Source organism: Pseudomonas sp. EB271-G4-1 (assembly GCF_058791355.1).
The window spans coordinates 53,375-71,970 of record NZ_JBYTEO010000011.1 but is presented as its reverse complement, the minus strand read 5'-3'; the positions used below and the strand labels follow the sequence as shown (position 1 = coordinate 71,970).

15 protein-coding genes are annotated in these 18,596 nt (G+C 58.7%); 4 read left to right on the top strand and 11 right to left on the bottom strand.

What is annotated here, in order from left to right; genetic code table 11:
- Positions 1–45 precede the first annotated feature (45 nt).
- The 3 genes from AC3WWR_RS08065 to AC3WWR_RS08055 form a co-directional block, all read right to left on the bottom strand.
- Positions 46–2,286: a TonB-dependent siderophore receptor gene (locus tag AC3WWR_RS08065; RefSeq protein WP_020797164.1), complete on the bottom strand. Its 2,241-nt coding sequence runs from the start codon at positions 2,284–2,286 to the stop codon at positions 46–48.
- A 236-nt stretch (positions 2,287–2,522) separates the two neighbouring features.
- Entirely contained in the window at positions 2,523–4,268 is a 1,746-nt protein-coding gene (locus tag AC3WWR_RS08060; protein WP_492598630.1) for a phosphoethanolamine transferase CptA, read from the bottom strand.
- A 197-nt stretch (positions 4,269–4,465) separates the two neighbouring features.
- Positions 4,466–4,642 (bottom strand): DUF6026 family protein, encoded by a 177-nt coding sequence (locus tag AC3WWR_RS08055; protein WP_020797161.1) that lies wholly within the window; start codon positions 4,640–4,642, stop codon positions 4,466–4,468.
- Positions 4,643–4,915: 273 nt separating this feature from the next.
- Here AC3WWR_RS08055 and gnd point away from each other — a divergent pair, with 273 nt between their 5' ends.
- The 3 genes from gnd to AC3WWR_RS08040 are packed head-to-tail and all read left to right on the top strand — an operon-like array spanning position 4,916 to position 8,234.
- On the top strand, positions 4,916–5,896 hold the full coding sequence (gene gnd, locus AC3WWR_RS08050; RefSeq protein WP_033044628.1) for a phosphogluconate dehydrogenase (NAD(+)-dependent, decarboxylating): 981 nt from the start codon (positions 4,916–4,918) through the stop codon (positions 5,894–5,896).
- Positions 5,893–7,416 carry a glucose-6-phosphate dehydrogenase gene (gene zwf / locus AC3WWR_RS08045; RefSeq protein ID WP_492598629.1) on the top strand — a complete coding sequence of 508 codons (1,524 nt, stop codon included), beginning with the start codon at positions 5,893–5,895 and terminating at the stop codon, positions 7,414–7,416. Before gnd ends, zwf begins: the two co-directional genes overlap by 4 nt.
- Positions 7,413–8,234 carry an HAD family hydrolase gene (locus tag AC3WWR_RS08040; RefSeq protein ID WP_492598628.1) on the top strand — a complete coding sequence of 274 codons (822 nt, stop codon included), beginning with the start codon at positions 7,413–7,415 and terminating at the stop codon, positions 8,232–8,234. The genes zwf and AC3WWR_RS08040 overlap by 4 nt, the downstream gene beginning before the upstream one ends.
- 115 nt (positions 8,235–8,349) lie before the next feature.
- Here AC3WWR_RS08040 and nhaB read toward each other — a convergent pair whose 3' ends face one another.
- The 3 genes from nhaB to AC3WWR_RS08025 form a co-directional block, all read right to left on the bottom strand.
- On the bottom strand, positions 8,350–9,852 hold the full coding sequence (nhaB, locus tag AC3WWR_RS08035) for a sodium/proton antiporter NhaB (protein WP_168758220.1): 1,503 nt from the start codon (positions 9,850–9,852) through the stop codon (positions 8,350–8,352).
- Between the two features lie 78 nt (positions 9,853–9,930).
- Entirely contained in the window at positions 9,931–11,220 is a 1,290-nt protein-coding gene (locus AC3WWR_RS08030; protein ID WP_492598627.1) for a hypothetical protein, read from the bottom strand.
- 283 nt (positions 11,221–11,503) lie between these two features.
- Positions 11,504–11,770 (bottom strand): hypothetical protein, encoded by a 267-nt coding sequence (locus AC3WWR_RS08025; protein ID WP_033041741.1) that lies wholly within the window; start codon positions 11,768–11,770, stop codon positions 11,504–11,506.
- Positions 11,771–12,113: 343 nt separating this feature from the next.
- Here AC3WWR_RS08025 and AC3WWR_RS08020 point away from each other — a divergent pair, with 343 nt between their 5' ends.
- A complete protein-coding gene (locus AC3WWR_RS08020; protein ID WP_020797154.1) occupies positions 12,114–13,439 on the top strand; it encodes a sigma-54 dependent transcriptional regulator in 1,326 nt (441 codons plus the stop codon).
- A 160-nt stretch (positions 13,440–13,599) separates the two neighbouring features.
- On the opposite strand, the gene fapF is transcribed toward AC3WWR_RS08020, so the two are convergent.
- The 5 genes from fapF to fapB form a co-directional block, all read right to left on the bottom strand.
- Positions 13,600–14,880 carry a fibril amyloid transporter FapF gene (gene fapF / locus AC3WWR_RS08015; protein ID WP_432668192.1) on the bottom strand — a complete coding sequence of 427 codons (1,281 nt, stop codon included), beginning with the start codon at positions 14,878–14,880 and terminating at the stop codon, positions 13,600–13,602.
- A gap of 46 nt (positions 14,881–14,926) precedes the next feature.
- Complete coding sequence (gene fapE, locus AC3WWR_RS08010) at positions 14,927–15,673, bottom strand: fibril amyloid subunit FapE (protein WP_020797152.1); 747 nt, start codon at positions 15,671–15,673, stop codon at positions 14,927–14,929.
- 33 nt (positions 15,674–15,706) lie between these two features.
- A complete protein-coding gene (fapD, locus tag AC3WWR_RS08005; protein ID WP_454866011.1) occupies positions 15,707–16,387 on the bottom strand; it encodes a fibril amyloid maturation endopeptidase FapD in 681 nt (226 codons plus the stop codon).
- A 61-nt stretch (positions 16,388–16,448) separates the two neighbouring features.
- Entirely contained in the window at positions 16,449–17,966 is a 1,518-nt protein-coding gene (fapC, locus tag AC3WWR_RS08000) for an amyloid-like fimbrin subunit FapC (RefSeq protein ID WP_020797150.1), read from the bottom strand.
- 51 nt (positions 17,967–18,017) lie between these two features.
- Complete coding sequence (fapB, locus tag AC3WWR_RS07995; protein ID WP_168758216.1) at positions 18,018–18,596, bottom strand: fibril amyloid subunit FapB; 579 nt, start codon at positions 18,594–18,596, stop codon at positions 18,018–18,020.

The following is an 18,596-nucleotide window of genomic DNA, read 5'->3' as shown; positions in this document are numbered from 1 at the left end:
CGCTCATTATCCGCCGATTCCGTTAAATGGGAATTAACATCGCCTCTAGAGTGTCCAGTCCAGGCTCAGGGTCACCGTGCGCGGATCGCCCCAATACACACCGTTATAGAACCCGACGTTATCGTAGTACTTCTTGTCGAACAGGTTGTTGACGTTCAACGAGGCTGACAGGTGCCGCTCGAATGCGTAGCGCGACATCAGGTTGACCACGGTGTAGGCCTGCTGGCGGATGTCCGTGCGCGCGGTGACCAGGCTGCCATCGGCGCCGCGCCCGACCGGGCGACTGGCGTTGCGATACACGTCGCTCTGCCAGTTCACTGCAGCACCCACGGTCAACGGCTGCCACTCGCCGGGCAAGTGATAAGCCGTGGAGAAGCGCAGCATGTTCAACGGTTGGTTGGTGTTGTTACGTTCCTTTTCACCGTTGACCGAGTGGGTGTAGGTGTAACCGGCGGTCATGTTCCAGCCCTGCATGACTTCGCCTGACGCCTCGGCTTCAAAACCCTGGACTTTGTTGCCCTTGCCGCCGGACTTGAAGAACTCTTCGCCGGTGACCGGGTCCGGCGGAACGGAATCGTCAAGTTCCGCGACGTTGTCCTGCTTGCTCCAGAACAACGCGGTGGCGAGGTTCAATCGCTCTTCGAGCAGGCTGCCCTTGAGACCCAGTTCATAGTTACTGCCGACCACAGGTTCAAGGTACTTGCGATTGCTGTCGCGGTTGGACTGTGGTTTGAAAATATCGGTGTAGCTGACGTATGCGGTGTACTGCGGGGTGAGGTCGTAGAGCAACCCGGCGTACGGCGTCCACATATCATTGTGCTGTTGGCTGCTGTGGTCGACGCTGGTCAGTTGCAGGTTGGCGTCATAGGCGTTGGTGGTGCTTGAGGCCTTCCAGCTGCCGTAGCGGCTGCCGAGTACCGCGTGCAGTTCATCGGTGAGGCTCAGGCGCGTGGCCAGGTAGCCGGCCTTTTGCCGAGTGTTGTCTTTAGCCCCGGAAAGGCCGGTGACGGTGTCGGGAAACTTGCCGATGTTGCCCATGTACTTCCAGTCGGGGACGTTTTCGTAATCCGCGGCCCGTGGGCCGTCTTGCGTGAAAGGACTTTCTTCGCTGCGTTCGGCCTCGCCATAGCCGACCATCATTTCGTGGTAGCGTCCCAGCAGTGTGTAGGGGCCGGACACGTTGAAGTCATAGGCTTTCATTTTTTGCGTGCCGATCATGTGACTGACGTTGGCGACCATGCCGCTGCGGTCCGCCTCGGGAAAGCCGCCACCGGCATAGTAGATCTTGCCGTCGGTGTCACTTTCACGGTGGGTGTAGGCGGCCTTGAGTTGCCACCCGCCACCGAGCTGGTGATCGAGGTTGGCGAACGCAGTCTTGTCCTTGAGCGGCCAGGAACTCCAGGACGTGGCCATGTTGGTCGAGCGCCCAAGGTTGGCCTTGCTGCCGTCAGCGTTCCAGTACGGCACCGTGCCCCAGGACGTACCTTGCACGTGCTTGTCCTGATAGTCGTAACCCACCGCCAGCAGGGTGTCGTCGGTCAGGTCGGCCTCGAGCACCCCGTAGCCGACTTCCCGTTGCTGCTGGTATTTGTCCCGGTACGAATCGCTGTCGCGATAGGCCACCACTCCACGACCGCGCAGTCGCCCGTCGAAAGCCAGCGGACCGCCGACGTCCAGGTAGCTGTAGTAGTCGTCATAGCTGCCGCCACTGACGCCGGTCTTGGCCTCCCACTGCGAAGTCGGTCGCTTGCGCACCATGTTGATGGTGGCCGAAGGGTCGCCTGCGCCGGTGGTCAAGCCCGTTGCACCGCGTACCACTTCGATGCGGTCGTAGATGATGGTGTCGGAATCGGACTTCATGTAGCTGAAGGTATTCAGCATGCCATCGACCTGGAAATTGTTGATCGTGTAGCCACGCGAGGAATAGCTGACACGGTCCGAGTCGTTGTGCTGGACCACCACGCCTGTGGTCTGGCTCATGGCTTCGGACAGGCTACCGAGTTTGAAATCGTCCATTTGCTGGCGCGTGACCACGGAAACCGATTGCGGCGTGTCCTTGATCGACAGGTTCAGGCGGGTGGCCGTGCTCATGGCACCGGTGGTGTACGACTCGGTGTTTTCAGTAGTGCTGCCCAGGTTCTGGGCGGTGACGTTGGTGGCACCGAGCATGAGGGTGGACGCCAGCGGGGCGGGCTCGGTCTCGGATTCAGCCAGTAGATCCGGGCTCAGTGCGGCGCCGCACAGGCCAAGGGTAAAAGTCATGGAACGGGTGATAGGCGCGAACATCGCGGCCGACTCCTTGTCGTCGAGGGAAAATTCCGTTTATGCAAAGACGAAGGAGGGGGGAGGGATTTAGGGGTAAACGAGAATAATTATTATTATGACGTTGCTTCCTACAACACGAAACAACTGTGGGAGCGAGCCTGCTCGCGATGGCGATGGATCAATCAACATCAATGTTGACTGTGCCGACGTCATCGCGAGCAGGCTCGCTCCCACAGGTTTGAATGGTGTTGAAAGGACTACTTTTGCACGACTTCAGGCAAGACTGGCGCAGCTTTTGGCTTGATCAGGCTGAAATCGATCAAGGGCCGCTGTTGCCGCTCATAAGGGTTGCCGATCAGCAATGGGCGCGCCTTGAAGCTGTCGCTGACCACGCTCTTGCTGCGATCGAGTTCATCGAAACTCAACCCCGCCAGGTCTGCCCAGGTATGGATCAGGTGCGAACTGCTGTACGGGCGCCCCAGGTCGCCGGCAAAGTTCCAGTCGTGGGTTTCGCGCCACTTTGGCGAGGCCCAGGCCATGAACGGGATGGTATACATCGGCGCCGTCGGCTTGCTCTCGTTGCGCCCGAGGGTGCCATGGCCAGGGGAGTCGAACACGTCTTCGCCGTGGTCGGAGAGGTAGAACAGGAAGCCATTCGGATCAGACTTGGCGAAGTCCTTGATCAGGCTCGACACCACGAAGTCGTTGTACAGCACGGCGTTGTCGTAGCTGTTATAGGTGGGCAGTTGATCGTCCCTTACGCCGGCCGGAACACCGTTGCGATCCTTGAACTTGTCGAAGGTCGCAGGGTAGCGGTACTGATAGCTCATGTGCGTGCCAAGCAAATGCACCACGATCAGCTTGCGCGGTGCCGCGTCGGCCAGGGCCTTGTTGAACGGCTCGATCACATCGCCATCGTACTGGGCGGCATTCTGGTTGCGATTGTTGTTCAGGTACACCTGTTCGTCGGCCTGCTCGGAAAAGGTCGTGAGCATGGTGTTGCGCTTGGTCATGGTCTGCTGGTTGGTGATCCAGAACGTCTTGTAGCCAGCCTGTTTCATCATGGCGACCAATGAAGGCGTGGACAGGTACAGCTCAGGGTTTTCTTCGTCGGCGAAAGTCAGAACCTGTTGCAATGCCTCGATGGTGTAGGGGCGCGGCGTGATGACGTTATCGAAGACCGCCAGTTGGTCCTTGAGCTTGTCCAGTTCCGGGGTGGTTTGCCGAGGATAGCCGTACAGGCTCATGCGCTGTCGGTTGGTGGATTCGCCGATCACCAACACGAGGGTGGCGGGCTGGTTGGCCGTCGAATCCTTGAAGTTGTGCAGTGGTGCGGCCTTGCTCGCGCTGTGCAGCATCTGCTGCATGTTGGCCAGGGTATCGAGGTAGCGGTGATAGGCCACGGCCATCTGCCACGGCACAGCCGGCTCGATGCGTGTTTCGAATTTCTCGAAGCCCTCGGCGAAGCTGCCGGTACGCAGGGTTTGTTTGACCAGCGGAAAACCGACCACGCCGACCAGTATGGCGGTGGCCACCGCCAGGGCCTTGGCGCGAGGCAGGTACACCGGGCGCAGGCGTGTCCACAGGAAATAGCCGACCGCAGTGTGCGCGAGGAAGGCCGGAACCATCCACCAGGCAAAATACTGGGTCATGTATTCGCCAGCTTCGGACACGTTCGACTCGAACATGATGAAGATGACGCTTTGGGAGAATTCCTGCTGATAAATGAAGAAGTAACCGAGGCTGGCCATCGAGCACGCCCACAGCACCACGCCGATGACCGCGGCCATCACTCGGGTTTGCCTCGGGAACAACAGCATCGGCGCCAACCAGATGGCACTCATCACGAACGCCTGGCGAAACCCGGTGAAACCGGAGGTGCCGGTCAGCTGGATCAACAGCTGGGTGATGCCGGAAAAATACCAGAAGAACAGGAACAGCCAGAGGAACCCTGCCCAATCGAAACCTTCCGCAGACGAATCGCTGCGTTTAAACCAAGTCATTCAACGCTCCAGCCAGTAGTCACTCGTACCGCCAGGCCACGCAAGCGCCGAAAACGGCGGCCGCGCACAGTCCAGGCGGCGCACAATGCGCCGGAGTATCAACAGGCGAATGTGAAAATTTCGTGAGTGATCGCAGGCAAAAGGGGATACGGCGCGCCGGAAGCAGTGCAGTACTACTTCCGACAAAGGCGAGGAGATCAGGCGTGCGGTGCCCGCTGGGGCAATGGCAAGGGCTGTTGGCCCTGAATCAGCAAGCGCAATTGCGCCAGCTCCTGTTTCAACTGGTCACGCTCGTCTTTCAACTGACGCAATTCATCGCGACGGATAGTGACGTAAAGGGTTTGTGCTGGCAGTGCGGTGTGTACTGTGCCCATTGCTCACCTCGCAAATGGCGTGTCTCAACTGTAGGTTGGCCGCCGAAATCGGTGGCTCATCTACTATCGGCGCCAATTTTGATTTCTTTTGCCCCTGAAGGGAACTTTTTTATTTTTCATGGTCGTTGTGTCTTCGGCACGATTCCCGACGTTATCCATCAGGATCGGGCACAATGCCCGGAAACTTCATGCCAACGCTCTGGACTAACCTCATGAGTCGCGTTGGGCTATAACCTTTGACACACTTTTATTTGTAGTAGGGAGCATCAGCACATGCAACTCGGGATTATTGGACTGGGCCGCATGGGCGGCAATATTGCGCGGCGCCTGATGCTCAACGGACATACCACCGTTGTGTACGACCGCAATACCGCCTTCGTCGATACCTTGAGCAGCGAAGGCGCCACCGGCGTCGCCGATTTGCCGGCCCTGGTCGCTGGCCTGGCCAAACCACGAGCGGTGTGGGTCATGTTGCCGGCAGGCGCACCGACCGAAGACACCATCGACACCCTGAGCACCTTGCTCGAAGCCGGCGATACCATCATCGACGGTGGCAACACCTTCTATAAGGACGACATCCGCCGGGCCAAGACCCTTTCGGAAAAAGGCCTGCACTATATCGACGTCGGCACCTCCGGCGGTGTCTGGGGCCTGGAGCGCGGCTATTGCATGATGATCGGCGGCGATACCGAGACCGTTAAGCGTCTTGACCCGCTGTTCGACAGCCTCGCGCCAGGCATGGGCGATATCCCGCGCACCAAGGACCGCAAATCCGATGACGATCGCGCCGAGCGCGGTTACATCCACGCCGGTCCCGCCGGTGCCGGGCATTTCGTCAAGATGATCCACAACGGCATCGAATACGGCATGATGCAGGCCTTCGCCGAAGGTTTCGACATCCTCAAGACCAAGTCCAGCACCAAGCTGCCGGAAGACCAGCGTTTTGACCTGAACGTCGCCGACATCGCCGAAGTCTGGCGTCGGGGCAGCGTCGTGTCGTCCTGGCTGCTGGACTTGACGGCCGACGCGCTGGCCAGCGATCCGAAACTCGACGGCTTCTCGGGTTCCGTGGCTGACAGCGGTGAAGGCCAATGGACCATCGAGGCCGCCATGGAGCAGGCCGTACCTGTACCGGTGCTGTCGAACTCGTTGTTCGCCCGTTACCGTTCCCGTGGCCAGGGCACTTTTGGCGACAAGATTCTCTCGGCCCAGCGCTTCGGCTTCGGCGGCCACGTGGAGACCGCGAAAAAATGACCCATGGGATCCGCAGGAAATCCAAGACTGAACCCGCGCCACCCACCACGCTGTTCCTGTTCGGCGCCCACGGTGATCTGGTCAAGCGCCTGCTGATGCCGGCGCTGTACAACCTCAAGCGCGACGGTTTACTCGGGGATGGCTTGCGGATCGTCGGCGTTGACCATAACGCCATCAGCGATGAAGGCTTCGCGCAAAAGCTCGAGGACTTCATTCGCAATGAGGTGGCCGGCAAAATCGGCAAGGGCGATCAGTCCCTTGACCCGGTTGTGTGGGCCAACCTCGCCAAAGGCATCAGCTACGTCCAGGGCGATTTCCTGGACGATGGCACTTATCAAGCGCTGGCGGCAAAAATCGCCGCCAGCGGCACTGGCAACGCGGTGTTCTACCTGGCCACCGCGCCACGCTTTTTCAGTGAAGTGGTGCGCCGTCTCGGCGCGTCCGGCTTGCTGCAGGAAAGCCCCGAGGTGTTTCGCAGGGTGGTGATCGAAAAGCCTTTCGGTTCCGACCTGCAGACCGCCGAGGCCCTGAACGCCTGCCTGCTCAAGGTCATGACGGAAAAGCAGATCTACCGTATCGATCATTACCTGGGCAAGGAGACCGTGCAGAACATCCTGGTCAGCCGGTTCTCCAACAGCCTGTTCGAAGCGTTCTGGAACAACCATTACATCGACCACGTGCAAATCACCGCCGCCGAAACCGTCGGCGTCGAAACCCGTGGCAGTTTCTACGAAAACACTGGCGCCCTGCGGGACATGGTGCCTAATCACCTGTTCCAGTTGTTGGCGATGGTGGCCATGGAGCCACCGGCCGCGTTCGGCGCCGATGCGGTTCGCGGTGAGAAAGCCAAGGTGGTCGGCGCGATTCGTCCCTGGTCGGTGGAGGAGGCCCGGGCCAATTCGGTGCGTGGCCAGTACACCGCTGGCGAAGTCGATGGTCAGCGACTGCGCGGTTATCGCCAGGAAGACAAGGTAGCGCCCGACAGCAACATCGAAACCTATGTCGCCCTCAAAGTCATGATCGATAACTGGCGCTGGGTTGGCGTGCCTTTCTACCTGCGTACCGGCAAGCGCATGAGCGTGCGCGACACCGAAATCGTCATCTGCTTCAAACCTGCGCCTTATGCGCAATTCCGCGATACCGAAGTCGATGAGCTGGCACCCACCTACCTGCGCATCCAGATTCAACCCAACGAAGGCATGTGGTTCGACCTGCTGGCCAAGCGCCCCGGCCAGACCCTGAAGATGGACAACATCGAACTGGGGTTTGCCTACAAGGATTTCTTCGAAATGCAGCCGTCCACCGGCTACGAAACCTTGATCTACGATTGCCTCACCGGAGATCAGACCCTGTTCCAGCGTGCCGACAACATCGAGAACGGCTGGCGTGCGGTGCAGCCTTTCCTGGACGCCTGGCAGCAGGATGCCAGCGTGCAGGGCTACGCTGCAGGCGAAAACGGACCGCAAGCCGCCGAAGAACTGCTGGCTCGCGATGGTCGCGTCTGGCACGGCCTCGGATGAGTGACGAGTCGCAACAACCCATCCGCTTGCTGCTCAGTGACATGGACGGCACGTTATTGTTGCCCGATCACAGCCTCAGCCAACGCACCATCGACGCGGTCCGTTCGTTGCGTGAAGCCGGAGTGTCGTTCAGCCTGGCCACGGGGCGTCCACCCAGGGCCATGCTGCAAACGATCGAGGCCTTGGGCGTTGACCTGCCCACGGCAGCCTTCAACGGCGGCACCGTCGTTCATCCCGACGGCAGTTTGCTCGTCGCGCATTATTTACCGACCGCGGCGGCATTGATGACCCTGGCGCTGTTCGCCGATCAACCGGAGATCGAAGTCTGGGTGTTCAGTTGCGGTGACTGGCTGGTGAAAGACGCGACCGGCCCCTTGGTGCCGCGCGAACAGCACGGGCTGGGATATCCGCCAGTGGTGGTCGAAAGCTACGAACCGTACCTGGCCCGCATCGACAAGATCGTCGCCGCCAGCAGCAACACGCAGTTGCTGGTTGAGCTGGAGGCCCGGTTGCTGGCGAAAGTTGAAGGCCAGGCCCAAGTCTCGCGTTCACAGCAGGTGTATCTGGACGTGACTGCGATGCAGGCTAACAAGGGGCAGGCGTTGGCGACGCTGGCCGAGTTTCTCGGTGTGCCGCTGGAGCAGACAGCGGCCATGGGCGATGGCGGCAATGACCCGGCGATGTTTCATGTGGCCGGGTTGTCGATCGCCATGGGCCAGGCGGAGGACGAAGTCAAACGTCAGGCCGATGTGGTAACGGGGGCCAACACCGAGGACGGGGCGGCCCAGGCCATCGAGCGCTACATCCTCCCTCGATAGCCACACAATCCAAATGTGGGAGCGGGCTTGCTCGCGAAGGCGGTGTGTCATTCAACAATAATGTTGCCTGGCACGGCCCCTTCGCGAGCAAGCCCGCTCCCACATTTGTTAGGTGTTACAACCAGAAACTCACGGCGTACCAACCCAGAATCCCCATCACCACGGTATACGGCAACGCCATCCACACCATCCGTCCATACGACAGGCGAATCAGCGGTGCAATCGCCGAGGTCAGCAGGAACAGGAATGCCGCCTGGCCATTGGGCGTCGCCACGCTGGGAAGGTTGGTGCCCGTGTTGATTGCAATCGCCAGCGTCTCGAAATGTTCGCGGCTCATGTGCCCGGAGAGGAAGGCCTGTTTTACCTCGGTGATGTAGATGGTGGCCACGAACACATTGTCGCTGATGGCCGAGAGCAAGCCGTTGGCGATGTACAGCATGCCCGGTTGTTGGTTGGCGGGCAGGGCCAGCACCCAATGAATCAATGGCGTGAACAACTGTTGATCGTGGATTACCGCCACCACGGCGAAAAACACCACCAGCAATGCGGTGAAGGGCATGGCGTCCTTGAATGCGTTACCCAGGCGGTGCTCGTCGGTGATGCCGGTGAATGCGGTGATCAGCACGATCACCATCAACCCGATCAGGCCCACTTCCGCCACATGAAAGGCCAGCCCGGCAATCAGGATCAAGGCCGCCGCACCTTGCACGAGCAACGCAGCACGCTGGCGGGAAGTGCGCTCGGCATTATCCTGGGCAGCGTAGTTGGCCAGCACGGTACGAACGTTGTCCGGCAGCAACGTGCCATAGCCAAACCAGCGCAGCTTTTCCAGCAGGACACAGGTGATCAGGCCTGCGACCAGCACAGGCAAGGACACCGGCGCGACCTGCAGGAAAAATTCGGCGAAGTGCCAGCCCATTTCATGGCCAATCAGCAGGTTCTGCGGTTCGCCCACCAGCGTGCACACACCACCGAGCGCAGTGCCCACGGCGCCGTGCATCAGCAGGCTGCGCAAAAACGCGCGGAATTGCTCGAGGTCGGCGTGATGCAGGGTGGGCAGGTGCTGGTCATCGCTGTACTCGCTGTCCTGGCGCGGATCGCTGCCCGAGGCGACGCGGTGGTACACCGAGTAAAACCCGACGGCGGCACTGATGATTACCGCGGTTACGGTCAGGGCATCGAGAAACGCCGACAGGAACGCCGACAGAAAGCAGAACATCAGCGCCAGCAGGGCCTTGCTGCGTACCCCTAGCAGCAGGCGCGAGAACAGGAACAGCAGCAGGTCTTTCATGAAGTAGATACCGGCGACCATGAACATCAGCAGCAGGATCACCGGGAAGTTGTGCAGCAACTCGTCATAGAGTGCCTGGGGCGTGGTCATTTTCAACAACAGCGCTTCGACCAACAGTAGGCCGCCGGGCATCAACGGATAACATTTGAGGGCCATGGCCAGCGTAAAAATGAACTCCAGCACCAGCAACCAGCCAGCCACCACCGGGCCTGCGGTCCATAACGTCACGGCGTTGAGGAGCAGGAAACCGACAATGCAGGCCTTGTACCAGCGCGGTGAGTTGCCGAGAAAATTGTGCGCGAACGCCTGGGCCATCGAGCCGGACATCGGCTACTCCTTGAGTTAAGAAGCGCGCAACTTGCCGTAAGCCGAACAGAAGATCAAGCGTAGGAAAAGTCTATCGAGTTAGCCCAAGTAGCGTGCGACGATCGCCCGATACGTACCGTCCAGCGAATAGCCGCCGACGAGGATGTTGCCATCATTCTGCACCGCGATTGAAGTGGCCGTGTCAAGGCTGCGGCCCAGTCGGGTGCGTACAAATCCGCTGCCGTCGCCAAAGTCGCCATCGAGCTGCCCGCCCGGCAGGTATCGGCCCAATACAAAGTCGGCCTCGACGCCGCCAATGGTGGCGCCCGCGGTCAACACGCTGCCGTCCGGCTGCATTTGCGCGGCAGTCCATTGGCAACCGCTGCGACCGATTTCCAGTAATTGCGCCTGGCCGCCATTGCAATGATGATCCGGGCGTCCATTGGCATGCATTTTCATGGCCATGCAGCGCATGGGGTCGCGGCTGCTGCCAAAACATTGCACGTCGCCGTTGGCCTGCTGGACGATTTGGCTGACCTGGGCACTGTGTCCGCATGCCAGGAAACTCATGAAGCCATCCAGGGCAAAACTGCTGTCCAGGCTGCCATCGGCATGATAGCGGGCCACCAGGCCTTCTTCCGGGAAATTGATCGAGCCACCCACCAGGATGCGGCCGTCGCCTTGCACCGTCACACTGCTGAGCCAGGTATTCATCAGCAGGTGCCTGACCATCACAAAGCCGCGGCCATTGAAGCTGTTGTCCAGCGCGCCCTCTGCGGTCAGCCGTATCAACATGGCGGCATGATCGGCGAGTTCGAAGTGATGATTGGTCACCAACAGTATGCGACCGTCGTCCTGCACGTCGACGCCGCAGGCCTCGGCGCCTGGTACGCCCGGGGGTAGCCAGACGTCGCGCATGCCCTGGGAGAAGTTGCCTGGCAGCCGCACGACGCGACGGCCATTGTCGCCAAAACGCTTGACCGGTTGACCCAGCGAGTCAAACAGCGCCAGCGCGGGGAGTGTGCAGTGTTCGCTTTCGTATTGCAGGCCGACGATCAAGATGTGCCCATTGGGCAGCACCTTTACCTTGCCCGCCATGGCCTCGAAACCCGGTTCGAATTGCCCGATGACACTGCCTTGTTTGCCAAAAGCCAGGTCCGCTGAACCGTCCCTGAGCAAACGTGCCAGGCCAAAGCGGCTGCCACCAGGCAGGGTAACCTTAGCCGCCACCAATAGCCGGCCCTGTGAATCAATTGCGATGTCGTTGGCCAAGCTTGAAGTGCTGCCGAAGAAATACACCTGGGCGGTGCCTTTGGCAGCGAAGGTAGTGTCTAGCTTTCCAGCATCACGGACAATTGCCGGGAAAGCCAAAACAGACTGGATTGACATGCACGCATCTCCTTGCGAGTCGTCCTTATCCAGAAGTTGGGCGGTGGCGACTTTCTAAAGAATATTCAATCCCTGAATGATTAAATGCACAACTGTCAGAACTAACAGACGGAGGGTCGTTGTGTGCCACAACAGTGTCTTTTCGAACCAATGGCAAGCCAGCAAAGAATTAAGGGTGCGTCGAAGTTCAAGTAAGAAAGCGTCTTGAGTGCGCTTGGCGTGAAAAAACAGCCAAATAATTCCAGCCAGGAATGCGGATTACCTGGCGTAATCCGCCATACAGTTATTGCGGCATCGACCATGATTGCAACGTGTAGCCTTCTTCGCTCAGCTCGGCGCGGGCCTGTTGCAGCAAGCACTCAAGCTGCGCTGGATCGGTATAGGCGCTGCTCGGGATCTGCTTGCGTCCAATATTGTTATTGGTGCGGTCGATCACGGTGAGGGTCAGTTCGCCATTACCGTCTTGTGGGGCCCAGGCCACGCATTTGAACGGTTTAAATGCGCGGTCGGCAATCAAAAGAGCTTCGTTGACACGGAGTGGGGCGTTCATAGGTCGTCTCTCTATAGGCCCAGTCAAGTCAATTGCCGTCGGTTGGGCTTACCGTTCGGCTGGTTACTTGTACTGATGCCCGCAACCGGGGTTCAGGTCACACTCAAGCAAAAGAAATTTCAACTTTCTTTCGCATCCCAAGGATACAGCCTCGCGTTGAAAGCGTAATGAAAGAAAACTTTCGTCAGATGGCTGGAAAATCCCGCTTCTTATAACTCTTTATCTAGAAGCCCTATAGTCAAACGGTACAAGCGCCCGTCAAATTCTTGCTAACGTTACAGCCAGGTCCGCCAAATGACTGTTTTTAATAAAAAATCCTAAAATTTGGCGTCAAGGAAATCACATGAACGAAGCGCCTGCGTTACGTCGTTTATTAGTGGTGGATCCCTGCGACGACTGCCATCGTTTGCTGCCGGGATTACGCTCCGTGGGATGGGACGTTGATAGCTGTTCGCTGGACAACGCCGCCGATCGAAGTTGTGACGTGGGCTTGTTACGATTACAGCCCTTTCACCTTGAGCATCCGGATACCGTCAAAGAGGTGATCAGCCGAAGCGGTACCGAGTGGATCGCCGTACTCAATCAGGATGTCCTGCGGCTACAGAATGTCGGGGACTTTGTCTGCGAGTGGTTTTTCGATTTTCATACCTTGCCGTTCGATGTCTCCAGGGTCCAGGTCACATTGGGTCGGGCCTTTGGCATGGCGCGGCTGCGCGGACAGGGCACGGTTCATATCGATCAGCCTGAGCACGAACTGCTGGGCGACAGCAAGCCCATACGCGAATTGCGCAAGTTACTGAGCAAGCTGGCGCCCACCGAATCGCCGGTGTTGATTCGTGGCGAAAGCGGTACTGGTAAAGAATTGGTGGCGCGTACGCTGCATCGACAATCCCTGCGCCACAGCAAGCCCTTTGTCGCTATCAATTGCGGGGCTATTCCCGAGCACCTGATCCAGTCCGAGCTGTTTGGCCACGAGAAGGGCGCCTTTACGGGTGCCCATCAACGTAAGGTCGGGCGGATCGAAGCGGCCAACGGCGGCACGCTGTTTCTCGACGAGATCGGTGATCTGCCCCTGGAACTGCAGGCGAGCCTGTTGCGGTTCCTCCAGGAAAAACACATCGAGCGGGTGGGCGGCAGTCAGCCGATTCCGGTGGATGTGCGGGTACTGGCGGCAACCCATGTCGATCTTGAAGCGGCGATTGAAAAAAAAGGCTTTCGCGAAGACTTGTATTATCGTTTGAACGTGTTGCAAGTCGCGACCGCGCCCCTGCGTGAGCGCAATGGCGACCTGTCGATGCTGGCCAACCATTTTTCCCATTTCTACAGCCATGAAACTGGCCGCCGTCCCCGCAGCTTCAGCGAAGACGCACTGATAGCCATGGGCAAACATGACTGGCCGGGCAATGTGCGCGAGCTGGCCAACCGGGTTCGGCGCGGGTTGGTGCTGGCCGAGGGCCGGCAGATCGAAGCGCGTGACCTCGGGCTGATCAGCCATCACACCGTTGCCGCGCCGATGGGCACGCTGGAAGACTACAAACACCGGGCAGAGCGCCAGGCCTTGTGTGATGTACTAAACCGCCACAGCGACAACCTGAGCATTGCCGCCAAGGTGCTGGGGATATCCAGGCCGACCTTCTACCGGTTGTTGCACAAGCATCAAATTCGCTGAACCCGATACTGTAGGAGCGAGCCCGCTCGCGATGGACCACAGGACACCACGGGGTGCCAGGCTTCCCGCGTAATCGTTGAGGACCATCGCGAGCATGCTCGCTCTTACAGAAAGAAAAAGCCCCGTTGCGATTGAAGTCGCAACGGGGCTTTGTCGTGGGTCAGAAGTAGTACGGGAATTTCAGGCTGAAGGAAAAGTCCGGCGAGTCGTCGGTCAGGCCGATGGCCAGGTTGGGAACGATCGTAAGGTTGTCGGTGGCGGCCAAGGTCATGCCGATGTTGAAGTTGGCCGAGTTGTAGTCGCTGTTGGAGATCGATTGCCAATCGCCGCCGTCCGGCTTGATCTTGCTCTTGCGTGCGAACTGATCGGTGAAGGAGAACGACATACTCATCTTCTCGTTCAAGGCGAAGGCAATGCCGGCGCCGATCTGCCAGGAATCGCCCAGTTTCACGTCCCCGGGCACCTTGGAATTGACCTGAGGGCTGATGTCGCTGAAAGAGTCCTCCATGTTGTAGGTGTAGGCCAAGCTGCCGAACAGCACGGCCGGGTCGAAGGTCTTGACCAGCGAGATCCCCGGGGTGATCGACCAGACACCATTGCCGGTCGGCAAGTCTTCGGGTACCGCGAGGTTATCGTTGCCCGGGACCTCGATCAGCTTGATACCGTAAGGGTCTTCCCCGGTTGGCGCCTTGATGCGCAGTGTCGCCACCGCGTCGGGCAGGTTGGCCGACTCGTCGAGGAATTTGTAGGCCACGCCAACGTTCACATCGCCGATGGCCGGGTCGCGGGTAACGGTTTCGTCTGAAACCCCGTTGGCGGCGCCGCCGGCGCCACCGGAGGAGTACGTAGACTCGCGATAGATCACGGGGACGTTAATGTCGAACTGCCAGCGTTGCGCTACGTTGTAGCGGGCGGTCAGGTCCAGTGTCCAGTTGTCGGCCTTGATGCGGTCCAGGTTGATGTTGCCGAGGAAAATCGAGTCCAGTGCCAGGAAGCCATTGAGCGTCAGCGCACGGGTATCGTAGTGCGTGTAGGTCAGGCCGGTTTCGACGCTGAACTTGCCGCCGCCGAAGAACCCGCTGGCTTCGTCGTACAGGTTGGATACGCTTTGTGCCGGTTCCGAGTCATCCTTGAGCGACTGCCCGTAGGAGCTGCCCGTGGTTCCGGGCGCGCCGGTAGCCACCTTCTGGCCACTATTGGGCGATTCCGCGGGGGACTTGGTCAGGCGTTTGGGCGCAGATGTCGCAGGAGCTTCTTCGACTTGTCGAACGCGCTGTTCGAGGACCATCAGCGCGTTCTGTTGTGCTTCGTAACGCTGTTTCAACTCCATGAGTTCTTGTTTTAGTGCTTCTACCTGGGGGTCCGGTGCTGCGTATAGCAATGGGGCCGGTGCCAGGCTACTCAGACAAACGATAACTCTGAACGTTAACGATCGGTGCATGGGTTAGCCGTCCCTTCTGACTACAGATGATGAGACTGAGCGTAGATCAGAATCCTTGAGTGCGAAGACCTTTGAGCTGGTCCAGGTTGCCGTTCAACGAGCCGGCTGTCGCCATGTTGTCGCGCAGCACGACATTCAACGATGTGAGGTTCCTGACCTGGTTGCTATTGCCGAGCAACGTCGTGTTCTGCATCAACCCGCCCTGGGCCAGGCGTTGCATGGTACTGCCCTGGTTGTTGTTGGCCATGATGTTAAGTTGCACCCCAGAACCGCTCGAGGAAACGCTCAGCGTGCCCGCGCCATTGGAACCGACCAAGGTCGAACCCGCGGCAAGTGCCTGGCCCTGCTGTTGCGTGGCTGGCGCCTGGTTGGCCTTGGTAACGTTGATATCGACGTTGTTGTAGGCACTGTTGTTGTCGCCGGCAGCCCGCACGACTTGAGTGACGCCTTCGGTGCTGTTGAGGCCGCCACCGCCGGTGACCGTGCCGGTGCCGGTGCTTTGGGTACGCGCTGAACCAGTGCCTTTTTCGTCGATCAACGACACATAGAATTGTGGCTTGATGGTCGACTGTTGAATTTGCATCGAGGACGTTGCCCCGATCACTTCCCCGTTGGCGTTTTGCCAGGTGCTGGTCATGGCAATCCCGAAACTGATGATCCGTCCCGGCAAGACATAACGCCCGCGCAGGCTTGCCAGTTCCTGGTCGTTCAACTCAATGGGTTTCAATATTTCTGCATGGATCGGCAGGCTGGCGGCCAGGCAAACGACGGCCAGCCAGATTGGAGTCTTCATTGGATACTCCCCGAGCATCATGCTCGCTTGTTATTAGAAGAAGTCGCTTTGTATGAAGCCGAAATCCATCAACTCCGCGTCCTGCACCGGGCTGAAGGTATTGACGCGGTTCTTGGCAGTCAGTGGCAGGGGCGGGTCGAGCAATGCATTATTTTTGTCGTAGCCTTGGCCGATGACGGCAAAGATGATGCCGTTCCAGCCTTTGATAAAGTCATCGACTTTGTAGCGTTTATGCCCGAGTACCGGATCGCCGATATAGACCCAGTCGTTATGGACTCTTTGCATGACCACAAAGTGTTTGTAGCCACGGATGTCCATGAGTACCACCACCGGAATCCTGATCTCCTTCAAAGATTCAGGTGATACACGATAGCCACGCGCCCGCATCCCGAGACTTTCCACGTAGCGCTTCATGTCGAGCATGGAGAAACCCTGGACGCGGACCAGATCCTGATCGGAATGTGACAGCATGCCTTCGATGATCTGTTCTTCGTCTACGTCAAGCCAGTAGGCCTGGCGCAAGATGGTCGCAAGCGCAGCGGCGCCGCAACTGAAATCGGTTTTCTGCTGCACCAGGTCGGCAAATTTGCGCTCGCGAATGCTCTGGATCGGTTTGTACACCACCGCACCGCCTGGCAGGACAGACAGCGGCAGTTGTGCAGCCTCGATCACACAGGACACGCAAAGCAAGATTGCCAAGGCGATAATACGCATGGTGGGGACGCCTTCTGGTTGGGTTGAAAAGGCCCCCGGAAGGGGGCCTCGACTGACAGCATTAGAACGATTGGTTGGAGATGGCCAACGAGTTGCTTTGTTGGTTGCCCACACCAGCAGCCACGTTGACGCCCAGGTTGCCGCTGCCGCCGTTCACCGAACCGCTCAGGGTTGCAGTGTTGGTTACAGGGTTGGCCCAGCCGGTTGGAGTCAGCACTTGATAAGAGTAGGTGTTGCTCAAATCATAAGAGCTGCTTTCGCTCCAGCTTTTCGCTTTTGCGTACTCGGATTCGGACGACTTGCTGCCCGATTTGTCATACGACGACGCGTTGGCTTTCTCGAACGAAGTGTCGAACGATTTTTCGAACGAGGAATCGCGCGATTTGTCGTACGAGGATTCACGGGATTTGTCGTACGAGACATCGAGAGACTTGTCGAACGAGGATTCGCGAGACCTGTCGAACGAGGATTCGCGCGATTTGTCGTATGATTTGTCTACCGACACGTCAAGCGAAGCGCTAAGCGAAGCGGTAAGCGATGCATCGGACTCTCTGCTGCGGGTGCGATCGCCCCAGCCATTGTTGACGGTAGTGGAGTGGGAAGACGCCGCCGCAGCGTCCAGGGAAGCGTCCAGGGAAGCATTCAAAGAAGCACTCGATGAACCGCTTGCACTGCTGCTATTGGAACCACTTGCAGCGCTGCTGTTGGAACCGCTTGCATCCAGGCTGAAGGAACCGCTTGCGCTGCTGCTGTTGGATCCGCTTGCATTGCTGCTTTTGGAACCGCTTGCATCCAGGCTGAAGGAACCGCTGGAGCTAGAGTTTTTGGAACCGGCAGCGGCCCAGCTCGACGAAGCGCTTTGACTGCCGCTAGCCTCGAAGGATTTCTCGCGAGAGGCACTACCGCTTGCGGTTTTGGTAACCGTAATGGTATCCACGCGATAGGTCCGGTCAGCGGTGTTATTCACGATCAAGCCAGGACCGTCCTGGTTGGCGGAGGCGGTGGCTCTTGCGCTACCCAGTGGGGCATTGGTGTTGGCAATTGCCATGGTGTTTTTCTGCTGGTTCAGGTCGCCGCCAGCAATGTTGACACCCACGTTACCGCTGCTGCCATCGGCGGATCCACTCATCACGGCAGAGTTGGTTACGCCGAAGTTGTGGACGACGTTACGGTTGCTGGTTTGCCGCACGTCGGCGGAGGCAGTGGCCGTGCCGAACACGAAGCTGTTGTCGATCGCGGCGTTGTCGGAGGCTGCGTTGGCGATGGCGGCGGCGTTGTCTTGCTGGTTGCCGTTACCTGCCGCCACGTTGACGCCGACGTTGCCACTTGCGCCTTGGGCCGAACTGCTCATCTCGGCCGAGTTTTCTACCCCTTCATTCCAGATGCGATTGTTGGTGCTGCTCTGTCTGTCGTGAGCATTGGCAGTCGCACTGATAGGGATCATTTTTGCAGGAGGGGTGTGGTGGCCTCCGTTGTGATGATGGTTACCACGCCGATCGTTTTGCCCAGCTTGTACAGCAACAGCCATGACCGCAGCAATTGCGAAAACCAGAGGCTTTAATGCCATCGAAGGTTTCATGGTGATTCTCCGTACTTATTTTAGGTTAAGTGTTGTTATTACCTGTTTGGGTCAGTCCACGACCCGTACGCTGAGGGTGTTGGCCATTCGGTTTCCCACCCCGGCGCTCTGATTCAACTGAATGAGCCCACGGCTACCGGTGAAAGCCTGGTCACTTGTAGTGACCTGGCGATAGCCTGGTGCGGAGTCAGTTGGATCGGAGTTGTAGAGCAGCGTCACGTTCTGTTGCATGAGGACGCTGTCATCGATACTTTGCGGCTGTGCGCTGGTGCTGATCCGCAGCGCATTGGCTTGCTGGTTGCTGGCGCCCGCGCTCTGGTTGACGCCCAACGCGCCATTACCATGGCTGAAGGAGTCGCCTTGAATGCTGGATCGGGCATCCATGTTGGGGTCGACAATGGTGCGTAACCGTTGGCGAATCTCTGTGGTCGCGCTGGCGTTATGACCCGCGGCGATGGCCCGGGCATTAGCCTGTTGCTGCAGGTCGCCGGCCGCCTGGTTGACCGCGAAGTTGCCTTGATACTGCGCGCCCGAACCGTCGATGTCGGCGTTATTGATGACGGGGACGGGGGATTGGGCGAAGGTCGATGCACTGCAAAACATGGCGAACATCAGCAGCGTACGATTCAT

Coding starts and splice junctions, on each gene's coding strand:
- AC3WWR_RS08065 (WP_020797164.1), bottom strand. CDS start 2,286: ATGTTCGCGCCTATCACCCGTTCCATGACTTTTACCCTTGGCCTGTGC.
- AC3WWR_RS08060 (WP_492598630.1), bottom strand. CDS start 4,268: ATGACTTGGTTTAAACGCAGCGATTCGTCTGCGGAAGGTTTCGATTGG.
- AC3WWR_RS08055 (WP_020797161.1), bottom strand. CDS start 4,642: ATGGGCACAGTACACACCGCACTGCCAGCACAAACCCTTTACGTCACT.
- gnd (WP_033044628.1), top strand. CDS start 4,916: ATGCAACTCGGGATTATTGGACTGGGCCGCATGGGCGGCAATATTGCG.
- zwf (WP_492598629.1), top strand. CDS start 5,893: ATGACCCATGGGATCCGCAGGAAATCCAAGACTGAACCCGCGCCACCC.
- AC3WWR_RS08040 (WP_492598628.1), top strand. CDS start 7,413: ATGAGTGACGAGTCGCAACAACCCATCCGCTTGCTGCTCAGTGACATG.
- nhaB (WP_168758220.1), bottom strand. CDS start 9,852: ATGTCCGGCTCGATGGCCCAGGCGTTCGCGCACAATTTTCTCGGCAAC.
- AC3WWR_RS08030 (WP_492598627.1), bottom strand. CDS start 11,220: ATGTCAATCCAGTCTGTTTTGGCTTTCCCGGCAATTGTCCGTGATGCT.
- AC3WWR_RS08025 (WP_033041741.1), bottom strand. CDS start 11,770: ATGAACGCCCCACTCCGTGTCAACGAAGCTCTTTTGATTGCCGACCGC.
- AC3WWR_RS08020 (WP_020797154.1), top strand. CDS start 12,114: ATGAACGAAGCGCCTGCGTTACGTCGTTTATTAGTGGTGGATCCCTGC.
- fapF (WP_432668192.1), bottom strand. CDS start 14,880: ATGCACCGATCGTTAACGTTCAGAGTTATCGTTTGTCTGAGTAGCCTG.
- fapE (WP_020797152.1), bottom strand. CDS start 15,673: ATGAAGACTCCAATCTGGCTGGCCGTCGTTTGCCTGGCCGCCAGCCTG.
- fapD (WP_454866011.1), bottom strand. CDS start 16,387: ATGCGTATTATCGCCTTGGCAATCTTGCTTTGCGTGTCCTGTGTGATC.
- fapC (WP_020797150.1), bottom strand. CDS start 17,966: ATGAAACCTTCGATGGCATTAAAGCCTCTGGTTTTCGCAATTGCTGCG.
- fapB (WP_168758216.1), bottom strand. CDS start 18,596: ATGAATCGTACGCTGCTGATGTTCGCCATGTTTTGCAGTGCATCGACC.